Source organism: Isoptericola sp. GX10416, assembly GCF_056590155.1.
The window spans coordinates 63,921-76,274 of sequence record NZ_JBWPVO010000005.1 but is presented as its reverse complement, the minus strand read 5'-3'; the positions used below and the strand labels follow the sequence as shown (position 1 = coordinate 76,274).

Sequence of the window (12,354 nt, the reverse complement as noted above, 5' to 3'; positions counted from 1 at the left end):
AGCCTACCGGCCCCCTCCGGTCGTCCCGGACGCCACCGTGAGCGCGGTGCGCGCGGCCCGGGTCAGCTGGTCGACCAGGCTCGCCCGCCAGCCGGTCCACCCGGCGGGACCGAGCGACGAGGCGTCGCTCTCGGTCAGCGCGCGCAGCACCTCGAGCAGGTCGAGCCGGTGGTCGATGCCCTCGAGCAGCCTGCGCACCGTCGCCGGGTCCTCGGGGTCGGCGCTCGTGCCGAGCTCCGCGAGCAGCAGGTGCTGGCGCACCAGCGTCGCCACGTCGGCGACGAACGGCTCGTCGAAGCCCATGCGCCGCACGACGGCCGGGACGATGCGCGCCCCTTCCGCGGAGTGGTCCGACGCCTCAGGACGCCGTCGCTTGCCGATGTCGTGCAGGATCGCGGCGACGAGCAGCAGGTCCGCGGGCAGGTCCGGCGCGGCGACGCCGCGGGCGAGCTGTTGCTTGCGCACCGCCGTCGCGAGCGCGGCCGTCTCGACGAGGTGGCGGTCGACGGTGTGCCGGTGGACGGCGGCGCGCTGCGGCTTGTTGCGCACGTCCGCCCACTCCGGGATCCACGTCGTCACCGCTCCGGCGAGGTCGAGAGCCTCCCAGACGTGGATCTGCGCGGGACCGGAACCGAGCAGGGTGAGCAGGTGCCCACGGGCGGCGCGGGGCCACGGTTCGGGCAGCGGTGGGCACTCGGCCAGGGAGTGCACGGTCACGGGCGACAGCGCGAGACCCGTCCGGGCCGCCGTGGCCGCGGCACGCAACGACAGCAGCGGGTCCTCGGCCGGCTGCGCGGTGACCGCCAGCACGAGCTCGCCGTCGTGCTCCACGAGGCCCTCTCCCACGGACCGCAGCCGTGGCGGCTGCCGCCGTCCCCGGACCAGCACGGGCTTGCGCGTGGCGGGGCGCTGGAGCGCCTGGCGGGCGCGGCGCACGGTCGAGTCGAGCGCGAAGGAGATCTCGCGACCGGCCGCGGCCAGGCTCGCCAGCAGCTCGTCGGGGTCGTCGTGCCCCGTCAGCGCGGCCACCTCGTCGAGGTCGGCGAGCAGCAGGCGGGTCGACCGCCGCCGTGTCACGACCTGCAGGGCGTCCCGCACGTCGAGCAGGTGGGCGTACGCGGTGTCCACGCGTCCGTGCGGCCGGTCGGTGAGCCACGTCGCGGCGAGCGCGGACAGCACGACCGCGTCGCGGATGCCGCCCCGCGCCTCCTTGAGGTCCGGTTCGACGAGGTACGCCAGCTCGCCGGAGCGCTCGGCGCGTTCTCGCACCCCGGACAGCAGCTCGGGCAGCCGCCGGCGGGACGCCGAGCGCCAGTCCGTGAGGATCCCCGACGCGGCGCGGTGGACGACGACGGCGTCCCCCGCCACGGGCCGCACGTCGAGCCAGCCAACGGCGGCAGGAAGGTCGCGCGTGGCGAGCTGCCGGGTCTGGTTGAGGGACCGCACGGCGTGGTCGATGTCGACCCCGGAGTCCCACAGCGGGTACCAGAGCCGCTCGGCGACCTCGGCCAGCTCGGCCGGCTTGTGCGAGCGGCCGTCGTGCACCAGCACGAGATCGAGGTCGGACAGCGGTCCCAGCTCACCGCGCCCCAGGGAGCCGACCGCCGCCAGCGCGATGCCCGCCGGCTCGACGCCCGCCGTCGCCTCCGCGTACAGCTCGCAGAGGCGTTCGGTGACGATCTGCTGGAGCGTGGCTCGGCGGGCGACGCCGGAGCGCCCGGGGCCGCTGAGGTCGGCGGCGGCGGCGAGCAGCGCCTGGCGCAGCCCCACGACAGGGCCCCGCACCCCGGTGCCGGGGTGCGGGGCCCTGTCGTGGGGCCGTGCGGGGCCGCCCGTGGGAGGGAGGTCGGGCATCGGCGTCAGAGCGCGGCGTCGCCGTGCTCGCCGGTGCGGACCCGCGCGACGTCGTCGACCGGGACCGTCCAGACCTTGCCGTCGCCGATCTTGCCCGTCTGGGCCGCGCCCACGACCACGTCGACGATCGCGGCGGCGTCCTCGTCGGCGATGAGGACCTCGATGCGGACCTTCGGGACGAGGTCCACGGTGTACTCGGCACCGCGGTAGACCTCGGTGTGGCCCTTCTGCCGGCCGTAGCCGCTGGCCTCGCTGACCGTCATGCCACGGACGCCGGCGGCCTCGAGGGCCGACTTCACGTCGTCGAGACGGTGGGGCTGGATGACGCCTGTGACGAGCTTCATGCTCGGACCTCCTTGATGACGGAACCCTGCTGGATCGTCTCGTACGCCGTCTCGCTGTGGACGGCGAGGTCGATGCCGCTGACCTCCTCCTCCTCGGAGATGCGCCAGCCCATCGTGGCCTTGAGCGCCAGGCCCACGACCAGCGTGACGACACCGGCGAAGACCACCGCGACGAGCGCGATGACGACCTGGACGCCGAGCTGCTCGATGCCGCCGCCGTAGAGCAGGCCGGTCTCGGTCGCGAGGAAGCCGAGGGAGACGGTGCCCCAGAGACCCGCGACCAGGTGGATCCCGACGACGTCGAGGGAGTCGTCGAAGCCCAGCTTGAACTTCAGGCCGACCGCGACGGCCGACAGCGCCCCGGCGACCACGCCGATGGCGATCGCACCGACCGGGGACACGTCACCGGCGGCCGGGGTGATGGCGACCAGACCGGCCACGACGCCCGACGCGGCGCCCAGCGAGGTGGCCGAGCCGTCACGCAGCTTCTCCGTGATCAGCCAGCCGAGGATCGCGGCGGCCGTGGCGGTGGTCGTGTTGACCCAGGCGAGGCCGGCAGCGCCGTCGGCGCCGTAGGCCGAGCCGGCGTTGAAGCCGAACCAGCCGAACCACAGCAGCGCCGCGCCCAGCATCACCAGAGGCAGGTTGTGCGGTCGCATGGCGTCGGTGCCGAAGCCCTTGCGCTTGCCGACGATCAGTGCCAGCACGAGCGCGGCGACACCGGCGTTGATGTGCACCACCGTGCCGCCCGCGAAGTCGATCGGTGCGGCGTCACCGAAGACGAACGGACCCGCGTCGGACAGCAGGCCGCCGCCCCAGACCATGTGGGCCATCGGGAAGTAGGACAGCGTCGCCCACACGCCCGCGAAGACCATCCACGTCCCGAACTTCACGCGGTCGGCGATGGCGCCCGAGATGAGCGCGACGGTGATGATGGCGAACGTCGCCTGGAAGCCGACGTCGACGATCGTCGGGATGCCGTCGACGACCCACTCACCGGCGTCGTCGAGGACGGCGCCCCCACCGAGCCCGAACTGCTCGAACGGGTTGCCGAAGAGCGAGTAGCCCTCAGCCCCCACGCCCGTGCCGTAGGACATCGACCAGCCCCACAGGACGTAGATGACGCCGACGACGGCCATGGCGCCGAACGACATCATCATCATGTTCAGGACGGACTTGCCACGAACCATGCCTCCGTAGAACAACGCCAGGCCTGGCGTCATCAGGAGCACGAGCGATGCTGCGGTCAGCATCCACGCGGTCACTCCGGTATCCAGCTCCATCGTGTCACTCCCCTCGCCAGCCCGTGTGGCCGGTCGGGGACAACCGTGTCGGCGCGGCGTTTCCACTGGACGGAGGTCGTGTTACGGCCGTGTCACAGACGAGGCATCCGCGTAAACATCGGGTTTCTGTCCAGAGTGCGAGACGTTCGGCGCCTCGCCGTGATCTTCCTGTGACCCGCCCGAGACCTCGCCGCGACCGGTCAGCCGAGCAGCCCGTCGACGAACTGCTCCGGGTCGAACGGCGCCAGGTCGTCCGGCCCTTCGCCCAGCCCGACCAGCTTGACCGGCACGCCCAGCTCACGCTGCACCGCCACGACGATCCCGCCCCTGGCGGTCCCGTCCAGCTTGGTGAGCACGATGCCGGTCACGCCGGCGACCTCGCCGAAGACCTTCGCCTGCTGCATCCCGTTCTGCCCCGTGGTGGCGTCCAGCACCAGCAGGACCTCGCCGAGCGGGGCCTCCCGGGTGATGACGCGGCTGATCTTGCCGAGCTCGTCCATCAGGCCTGCCTTGTTCTGCAGGCGGCCGGCCGTGTCCACGAGCACGACGTCGACGTCGTCCCGCGACCCCTTGGCCACCGCGTCGAACGCGACGGCGGCCGGGTCGGCGCCCTCACGGTCCGAGCGCACCGTCTCCACGCCCACCCGCGCGCCCCAGGTGGCGAGCTGGTCCGCCGCCGCCGCGCGGAACGTGTCGGCAGCACCCAGCACCACCGAGCGGCCCTCGGCGACGAGCACCCGGGCGAGCTTGCCCACCGTGGTCGTCTTGCCGGTGCCGTTGACCCCGACGACGAGGACGACTGCGGGCTTCGGCACGCCGTCGACCACCGGACGGGTGGTGGCGATCGTCCGGTCCATGGTGGGGTCGACGACCTTCAGCAGCTCGGACCGCAGCAGCTCACGCACCGCGCCGGCGTCGCGCACGCCCTCGACCTGCACCCGGGTGCGCAACCCCTCGAGCAGTTCACCGGCCGGACCCGCGCCGATGTCCGCGAGCAGGAGCGTCTCCTCCAGCTCGTCCCAGTCGTCGTCGGTGAGGTCCGCACGCGACAGGACGCTCAGCAGTCGAGCGCCCAGCGGCGACCCGGAGCGCGCGAGCCGGTCGCGCAGCCGCACCATCCGGCCCGCGACAGGCGCGGGCGTCTCGAGCACCGGGGCGGCGGGAGCCGTCTCCACCGGCGCGGCGTCCGGCGGCGCGAGCGTGTCCTGCGTGGCCTCGTCGACGGCCGACGGGACGCCGCCGTCGTCCCGACGACGGCGGCGGAGCCGAGGTGCGAGGAGAGCGGAGCCGACGCCCGCGAGGAGGACGACGCCGAGAACGATCCAGAGCCAGAGAAGATCTTCAGTCACGGTGCCCCAGTCTCCCAGACCGTGCGCCGCCGTGGCGCGTCAGACGCCGCGCACGCCCGGGTCACCGGTCCGCGGGGTCGCGTGGAACGGTGTGCTGACCCGCTCCTGGGCACGTTGCAGCACCCCGGAGAGCTCGTCGGCGTCGACGTAGGCGGGCGCGTCCTCGACGGCCGCGGCGAAGAAGGCGTCCATGTCGGTGTCGACGGGATCAGGAGCGGCGGTTCGACGGCGGCGGCTCAGACCGGCACGGAAGTCCCGCACGAAGGCGCCCACGCCGCGGATGTCGTCGTCGTCCCGCTTCTCCATGACGTTGGCGACGAGGAAGACCGCCCCGGCCACCAGGAGCGAGACGAGAATCCACACGACGAGAGCCATGACACCCATTGTCACCCGGCCTCCACCGCTTCGCGCAGCCTCTGGGAGATGACGGTCGTCACACCGTCGCCACGCATCGTGACGCCGTAGAGCGCGTCCGCGACCTCCATCGTGCGCTTCTGGTGTGTGATCACCACGAGCTGGGAGTCCTCCTGCAGCTCGCGGAAGATCTCGAGCAGCCGCCCCAGGTTGACGTCGTCGAGCGCCGCCTCGACCTCGTCCATCACGTAGAAAGGGCTCGGGCGGGCCTTGAAGATCGACACGAGGAACGCCACCGCCGTCAGCGACCGCTCCCCGCCGGAGAGCAGCGACAGCCGCTTGACCTTCTTGCCGGCCGGCCGTGCCTCCACCTCGATGCCCGTGGTGAGCAGGTCCCCGGGCTCGGTGAGGACCAGCCTGCCCTCGCCGCCGGGGAACAGCCGCGAGAAGACTCGCTCGAACTGGGCCGCGGTGTCCTGGTACGCCTCTGCGAAGACCTGTTGGACCCGCTCGTCGATCTCGGCCACGATCTGCAGCAGGTCCTCGCGGGACCCCTTGAGGTCCGCGAGCTGCTCGGTCAGGAACCGGTGACGTTCCTCCAGCGCGGCGAACTCCTCGAGGGCCAGCGGGTTCACCGTGCCGATCCGCTTGAGCGCGCGCTCGGCCGTCGCGAGACGCTTCTCCTGCTCGGCGCGCACGTACGGCACGGGCTCCGGGTCCGGGTCGTCCTCGGCCGCGTCCGCCGGCCGCGGCACCGGGACGTCGCGGTGCGGGCCGAACTCCTCGACCAGCGCCTCCGGGTCGGTCCCGAGCTCCTCGACCGCCCGGGCGTGGAGCTGTTCGAGCCGGGCCACCTGCTGCGCGCGAGCGACCTCGTCGCGGTGCGCCACGTCGGTCAGGTCGCGCAGCTCGCCGGACAGCCGGTCCACGTCCGCGCGCACGGCGTCGACCTCGGCCCGCTGCTCCTCCCGCTCCGCCTCCGCGGCGGCTCGCTCGGCCGCGGCGCGTTCCGCCGAACGCGCGAGGACGTCGAGCGCCGTCGTGACGTCGGCCCGGACCCCGGCGGGGCGGTCGGCCTCGGCCGCCCGACGCCGGGCACGTGCCGCCGCCTGCTCCCGCGCGCGGCGTTCCTGCGCGGCGGCGCGCGCCAACCCCTGCGCGCGGCCCGAGACCGCCCGCGCACGCTCCTCGGCGGTGCGCAGGGTCAGCCGCGCCTCCGTCTCCGCCTGCCGTGCGGCGGCCGCGTCCCGCTGCGCCGTGTCCCGGGCCTCGGTCGCCGCGGCGATGTCCTCCTCGGACCGGGTCGGCTCCGCCTCGGCCACCTCCAGACGGTGGACCAGGTCGTCGAGCTCGGTGGCATCCTTGTCGCGACGCTCCGTCGCCTCCGCCAGCGCCGCCCGGTGACGCTCTGCCTCCGCCTGCGCACCGGTGCGTGCGGAACCCAGCGTGCCGAGCTGCTCCGCCACGGCCGCCATCGCCGCGTCCGACTCGTGCAACCGCTCCAGCGTCTCGTCGTGGCGGGCCTGTGCCGCCTCGAGCGTCGCCCGGGCGTCGACCTGCTCGTCGCGCGCCCGGTCGCCCCGCGCCACGGCGTCCTCCAGACCTGCCCGCGCCTCCTCCAGCGCGCTGGTCAGGTGCAGCACGCTCGGCGCCGCCGCCGAGCCGCCCGACGCGCGGGTCGCGGCGAGCAGGTCGCCGGCCCGGGTCACGGCCACGGCCTCCGGGTGCGCCGCCACCACGGCGCGCGCCTGCGCGAGATCCTCCACCACCACGACGGCCGCGAGCAGATGGCGCAGCGCAGCCGCCGCCGGTCCCGTGGCCGTCACGACGTCGACGCCTCGACGCGCGCCGTCCGGGAGTGGGACGTCCAGCGGCGCCGAGGTACCGCCGTCGGGCCCGCCCACCACCAGGCCGGCGCGTCCGGCGTCGTCGTCGCGCAGCAGGCGCAGCGCGTCGACAGCCGCCTCCAGGCTCTCCACCGCCACGGCGTCGGCCAAGGGCCCCAGGGCGGCCGCGACCGCCTCCTCGTAGCCGGTCTCGACACCGAGGAGCGAGGCCACCGAACCGAGGACGCCGGCCGGGTCCGCGGCGAGCAGCGCGCCCGCGCCGTCCTTCCGGTCGAGGCTGAGGCTCAGCGTCTCGACGCGCGCGGACCACGTCGCGCGGTCGGTCTCGGCGGCGGCGGCCTGCTCCTCGAGGCGTTCGACGGCGGAGCGCGCCCGGGTCAGCGCGGCGACGGCCTGCTCGTGGTCGGCGTCGAGGCCCTCCTCCCCGGCCTCGGCGCCCAGCACGTCCCGCTCCAGCTCGGCGAAACGGTCCGCCGCCTCCTCCGCCCGGCGCTCCGCCTCCGCAAGCCCGGCCTGCACGCGCTCGATCTCGGCGTCGGCGGCCTCCACCCGGCTGCGCCGTGCGGCGACCTGCCCGGACAGCCGGGCCAGTCCTTCGCGCCGGTCGGCGGCCCCGCGCAGCAGGGTGGCGAGCTCCTTCTCGGCCGTCGCCGCAGCTTTCTCGGTGTCCGCCCGAGCGGTGACGGTGCCCTCGAGCGCCGTCCGGGTGATCTCCACCTCGCGCGCCAGCTCGGCCTCCGAGGCGCGGGCTCGCTCCGCCTGGGCCTCGAGCTCGTCGGGGTCCTGCCCGCGGTGCTCCGGCTCGGCGGTGCCGAGCAGCCGGACCCGTTCGTCGGCCAGTGACGCCAGTCCTCGCAGCCGCTCCCGCACGGCACCGAGCCCGTGGAACGTGTCGGTGGCGCGGTGGGCGGCCTGCGCCGAGGCGGCCGCCGCGACCTCCAGCCGGGCCAGCCGCTGGCGGGCGACTCCCAGCGCGTCCTCCGCCGTCTGACGGCGCTGCGCCAGGGCCGCCTCGTCGGCACGCTCCTGCTCGAGCTGGGCACCGAGCTGGGCGAGGTCGTCGGCGAGCAGCCGGGCGCGGGCGTCCCGCAGGTCGGCCTGCACCGTTCGCGCCTTGCGGGCCGCCTCCGCCTGGCGGCCCAGCGGGCCGAGCTGTCGGCGCAGCTCCGTGGTGAGGTCGGTGAGGCGGGCCAGGTTGCCGGCCATCGCCTCGAGCTTGCGCAGCGCCTTCTCCTTGCGCTTGCGGTGCTTGAGGACTCCCGCGGCCTCCTCGATGAATCCGCGCCGCTCCTCAGGGCTCGCGCGCAGCACCTGGTCGAGCTGTCCCTGGCCGACCACCACGTGCATCTCGCGGCCGATCCCCGAGTCGCTGAGCAGCTCCTGGATGTCCAGCAGGCGGCACGAGCTGCCGTTGATCGCGTACTCGGAGCCGCCGCTGCGGAAGAGCGTGCGGGAGATCGTCACCTCGGTGTAGTCGATGGGCAGCGCACCGTCGGTGTTGTCGATGGTGAGCGACACCTCTGCCCGGCCCAGCGGCGGGCGGCCCGCGGTGCCGGCGAAGATGACGTCCTCCATCTTGCCGCCGCGCAGCGACTTGGCGCCCTGCTCACCCATCACCCAGGACAAGGCGTCGACGACGTTCGACTTCCCGGAGCCGTTGGGGCCGACGACGCACGTGATGCCGGGCTCGAGGCTCAGTGTCGTCGCCGAGGCGAACGACTTGAAGCCTCGGAGCGTCAGCGTCTTGAGGTGCACGTGGCCGAGAGTATCCGTCGCACCCCGCGATCGGCCGCATCTGGCCCGGCGTCGCCCTGTTCCGGGCGCCGCGGAGACGAGACGTGCCGCCCTGGACGGATCCAGGACGGCACGTCGACCCTCATGATGCTCCTGATCAGGCCCGGGGGAACCAGAGCGCGATCTCGCGCTCGGCGGACTCCGGCGAGTCCGAGCCGTGCACCAGGTTCTGCTGGACCTTCAGACCCCAGTCCCGGCCGAGGTCGCCCCGGATGGTGCCGGGGGCGGCGGCCGTCGGGTCGGTGGCACCGGCCAGCGAACGGAACCCGGCGATGACGCCCTGTCCCTCGGCCACCACCGCGAGGACGGGGCCGGAGAGCATGAACTCGACGAGCGGGGCGTAGAACGGCTTGCCCTCGTGCTCGGCGTAGTGCTGGGCGAGGAGCTCGGGGCTGGCGTTCTTCAGCTCGACGGCCGTGAGCGTGTAGCCCTTGGCCTCGATGCGCCGCAGGATCTCACCGGACAGGCCGCGGCGGACGCCGTCGGGCTTGACGAGGACGAGGGTGCGCTCGGGCGCGGGCGTGGTTGCTTCGGTCATGGCCGTCACCCTATCGGCCGCGTCCTGCGCCGCTCCAGCACGCAGTACCGGACAGGACGGCGCCGGAGCCGTCCGACATCACGTGCTCGCGACGCGGCTCGTCAGTGGTTGGGCGCCGTCTCCGGGTGGGCCGCGTCGTACTCGGCACGCTCCCTGTCGATGCGCCCGCCGAGCCGCAACGAGACCACCCACATCGCGACGAAGACGGCCCCGACGAGGAACATCATCGGCAGCAGCAGGCCCATCGCCAGGACGGGGACCTGGGCGACCGATCCCGCCAGGTAGCCCCCCGGACGGGCGACCATCCGCGAGAGCACGACGAGGACCAGGAAGAGCACCCCGGTGACGGTCCAGAGCGCGGCCGTGGTGCCGAAGACCAAGGGTCCGCGCTCGTAGGCCGAGTCCCGCAACCCGTACAGGGCGAGGGCCGCGAACAGCACCGCGAACGCCTCCAGCTGCAGCACCGTGGCGGCGAACTGCACCTTGGCGGGCTTGCGGGGCTTGATCGTGTCGCCCGGGCGGGGGCGGTCGTCCTTCTTGCTCACCGGTCCACGATATCGGTCGGGGCGTCGCCGTCGTGCCCGACGGCGGCCCCCACCGTCTCGCCCGGCGCGCCGGCACGCTCCGCCGCCGCGTCCGCCTCCGCCTGCTCGGCAGCCGCCTGCTCGCGAGCCGCGACCCGGGCCGGGTCCTCGATCGCCTCACCGCGCGCCACCATGCCGGCGACGTCGGACAGCTTGATGACCGGCAGGAACAGCGCCAGCACGAAGCCGACGAGCACCAGCGGCACGAGGTACCAGAACGACGGCGCCAGGGCGTCGGCGTAGGCGTCGATGACGCCGGAGTGCAGCGGCTCGGGCAGCTCGGCGACCATCGCGGGGGTGAGGCTCGCCTCGGCGCCCGTCTCGGCGGCGCCCGGGACCCCGGCGAAGACCTGGCCGAGGTTGTCGGTCAGCCGGGAGGTGAAGATCGTGGTGAACAGCGCGACGCCCACGGAGGCGCCGACCTCGCGGAAGAAGTTGTTCGCGCTGGTCGCGGTGCCGAGCTCGCTCGGGTCGACGGCGTTCTGCACGGCCAGCACCACGACCTGCATCACCAGACCCATGCCGGCGCCGAGCGTGAAGATCATCGCCCCGAACACCCACATGGAGGTGTCGCCCGAGAGCGTCGTCAGCCACACCATGCCGGCCGCGACGACCGCCAGGCCCGCGACCGGGTAAGCCTTGTAGCGACCCGACTTCGCGACCGCGAAGCCCGAGACGATCGAGGTCAGCATGACGCCGACCATCATCGGCAGCATGAGCCAGCCGGACTCGGTGACGCCGGCGCCCGTGGACATCTGCAGGAAGGTCGGCAGCATCGCCATCGCGGAGAACAGCCCCATGCCGAGCACGAGACCGATGAGGGTGGTGATCGTGAACGTGCGGTTCTTGAACAGGCGCAGCGGGATGAGCGGCTCCGCGGCGCGGTTCTCGGCGAGCACGAACGCCCCGACCGCCCCCACGGTCAGCGCCACGAGCCCGAGCAGGCGGCCGTCGGTCCAGTCGTAGCCGCCCTGTGCGAGGGACTCCCAGCTGGTGATGAGCACGATGCCCGTGGTGGCCACGGCCATCGAGACGATCCCGGCCCAGTCCACCGGGCGCGACGAGCGGTGCGACGGCAGGCGCAGGGCGAACCACGCGATGGCGAAGGCCGCGAACCCCACGGGGATGTTGATCCAGAACGCCCACCGCCACCCCGGCCCCTCGGTGAGCCAGCCGCCGAGCAGCGGCCCGAGGACGGCCGAGATGCCGAACAGCGCACCGAGGGGGCCCATGTACTTGCCACGCTCGGACGCGGGGACGATGTCGGCGATGATCGACTGCGACAGGATCATCAGGCCGCCACCGCCCAGCCCCTGCACGGCCCGCCACAGCACCAGCGTGAGCATGGAGTCGGCCATCCCGGCGCCGGCCGAGGCCAGCGTGAACAGCCCGATCGCGACGAGGAACGGCCAACGGCGGCCGTACAGGTCGCCGAACTTGCCGTACAACGGCATGCCGATGGCGACCGCCAGGATGTAGGCGGTGACGACCCAGCCCTGGTGCGCGACGCCGTCGAGCTCGCCGACGATGGTCGGCATCGCCGTCGAGACGATCGTCTGGTCGAGCGACGACAGGAACATCGACGCCATGAGGGCGCCGAAGATCAGCCAGATGGTGCGCTGCGTCAGGACGACGAGCGGCTTGTCCGGCGCGGGGGCGGGAGCATGGGCCATGGGAGTACCTCGTTCAGGGGCTGTGCGGAGGGCTGTGCGGGAGCAGGGGCGGGCGCGCCGGGGCGGTCCGGTCAGGCGTTGACGACGGCGGCGATCTTGGCGAGCACCGCCGGGAGGTGCTCGGTGACGTCGCCGCGGCGGCCACCGGCGTCCCAGTCGTCGAGCGCGGCACGGACCAGGACGAAGACGACCATCGTGCAGGTGGCGGGATCGGTCGGCAGCGGCTGCCGGGAGTGCCGCTCGGCGAACAGGTCCTCGATCTGGTTCTTGTGTCGTTCGAACCAGGCGAAGTGGCACGCGAGCAGCCTCGGCTCGGCCTGCATGAGCTCGAGGACGCGCGCGGGTGCGTGCGGGCCGGAGCCGGCCACGGCCCCGAGCAGTGCTGCCGCGAGGACCTCGAGGTCAGCGGTGAGCCGTCCGGTCGGCCCGCCAGCGACGAACTCCCCCCGGAACCCGGCGTCGAGGTCGAACGACGCCTGGCCGAGCACCGCGTCGTCCTTCGACTCGAAGTAGTTGAAGAACGTGCGCGGCGAGATCCCTGCCGCGTCGGCGATCGCCTCGACGGTGACGGCGTCGAACCCGTGGGCCAGGACGAGGCGTTGGGCGGCGTCGACGATGGCGTCGGCCCGTGCGCGCTTCTTGCGCGCTCGCAGGCCGGTGTCGTCGGCAGGTCTGTCGCTCACCGCTCAATAATGCATCCACTGCAACTTTGCATCAAGTGCAATATTGAGTGT

Annotated in this window: 10 protein-coding genes; all 10 read right to left on the bottom strand. The window is 73.4% G+C overall.

Annotated features, from left to right (window positions below; genetic code table 11):
• Positions 1–3: 3 nt before the first annotated feature.
• The 10 genes from ACWAT2_RS09640 to ACWAT2_RS09595 all read right to left on the bottom strand — a co-directional run bounded on the left by ACWAT2_RS09640 (position 4) and on the right by ACWAT2_RS09595 (position 12,303).
• The gene (locus ACWAT2_RS09640; RefSeq protein ID WP_402375422.1) at positions 4–1,854 is read right to left on the bottom strand and encodes a [protein-PII] uridylyltransferase family protein; all 1,851 of its coding nucleotides are present in this window, start codon (positions 1,852–1,854) and stop codon (positions 4–6) included.
• 5 nt (positions 1,855–1,859) lie between these two features.
• Positions 1,860–2,198 carry a P-II family nitrogen regulator gene (locus ACWAT2_RS09635; RefSeq protein ID WP_106268146.1) on the bottom strand — a complete coding sequence of 113 codons (339 nt, stop codon included), beginning with the start codon at positions 2,196–2,198 and terminating at the stop codon, positions 1,860–1,862.
• Positions 2,195–3,481, bottom strand: a complete 1,287-nt coding sequence (locus tag ACWAT2_RS09630; protein ID WP_402375424.1) for an ammonium transporter — start codon at positions 3,479–3,481, stop codon at positions 2,195–2,197. The genes ACWAT2_RS09635 and ACWAT2_RS09630 overlap by 4 nt, the downstream gene beginning before the upstream one ends.
• Before the next feature lie 200 nt (positions 3,482–3,681).
• Positions 3,682–4,830 carry a signal recognition particle-docking protein FtsY gene (gene ftsY, locus ACWAT2_RS09625; protein WP_402375426.1) on the bottom strand — a complete coding sequence of 383 codons (1,149 nt, stop codon included), beginning with the start codon at positions 4,828–4,830 and terminating at the stop codon, positions 3,682–3,684.
• A gap of 39 nt (positions 4,831–4,869) precedes the next feature.
• Positions 4,870–5,205: a hypothetical protein gene (locus ACWAT2_RS09620; RefSeq protein ID WP_402375428.1), complete on the bottom strand. Its 336-nt coding sequence runs from the start codon at positions 5,203–5,205 to the stop codon at positions 4,870–4,872.
• Between the two features lie 11 nt (positions 5,206–5,216).
• On the bottom strand, positions 5,217–8,786 hold the full coding sequence (smc, locus tag ACWAT2_RS09615) for a chromosome segregation protein SMC (RefSeq protein ID WP_480048865.1): 3,570 nt from the start codon (positions 8,784–8,786) through the stop codon (positions 5,217–5,219).
• A 136-nt stretch (positions 8,787–8,922) separates the two neighbouring features.
• Positions 8,923–9,363, bottom strand: coding sequence for a nucleoside-diphosphate kinase (gene ndk, locus ACWAT2_RS09610; protein ID WP_402375432.1), 441 nt, complete (start codon positions 9,361–9,363; stop codon positions 8,923–8,925).
• Positions 9,364–9,464: 101 nt separating this feature from the next.
• Complete coding sequence (locus ACWAT2_RS09605) at positions 9,465–9,908, bottom strand: DUF4233 domain-containing protein (protein ID WP_402375434.1); 444 nt, start codon at positions 9,906–9,908, stop codon at positions 9,465–9,467.
• Positions 9,905–11,620 carry an MDR family MFS transporter gene (locus ACWAT2_RS09600; protein ID WP_402375436.1) on the bottom strand — a complete coding sequence of 572 codons (1,716 nt, stop codon included), beginning with the start codon at positions 11,618–11,620 and terminating at the stop codon, positions 9,905–9,907. The genes ACWAT2_RS09605 and ACWAT2_RS09600 overlap by 4 nt, the downstream gene beginning before the upstream one ends.
• Before the next feature lie 71 nt (positions 11,621–11,691).
• The gene (locus tag ACWAT2_RS09595; protein ID WP_402375438.1) at positions 11,692–12,303 is read right to left on the bottom strand and encodes a TetR/AcrR family transcriptional regulator; all 612 of its coding nucleotides are present in this window, start codon (positions 12,301–12,303) and stop codon (positions 11,692–11,694) included.
• Positions 12,304–12,354: the final 51 nt, after the last annotated feature.

Coding starts and splice junctions, on each gene's coding strand:
- ACWAT2_RS09640 (WP_402375422.1), bottom strand. CDS start 1,854: ATGCCCGACCTCCCTCCCACGGGCGGCCCCGCACGGCCCCACGACAGG.
- ACWAT2_RS09635 (WP_106268146.1), bottom strand. CDS start 2,198: ATGAAGCTCGTCACAGGCGTCATCCAGCCCCACCGTCTCGACGACGTG.
- ACWAT2_RS09630 (WP_402375424.1), bottom strand. CDS start 3,481: ATGGAGCTGGATACCGGAGTGACCGCGTGGATGCTGACCGCAGCATCG.
- ACWAT2_RS09620 (WP_402375428.1), bottom strand. CDS start 5,205: ATGGCTCTCGTCGTGTGGATTCTCGTCTCGCTCCTGGTGGCCGGGGCG.
- ndk (WP_402375432.1), bottom strand. CDS start 9,363: ATGACCGAAGCAACCACGCCCGCGCCCGAGCGCACCCTCGTCCTCGTC.
- ACWAT2_RS09600 (WP_402375436.1), bottom strand. CDS start 11,620: ATGGCCCATGCTCCCGCCCCCGCGCCGGACAAGCCGCTCGTCGTCCTG.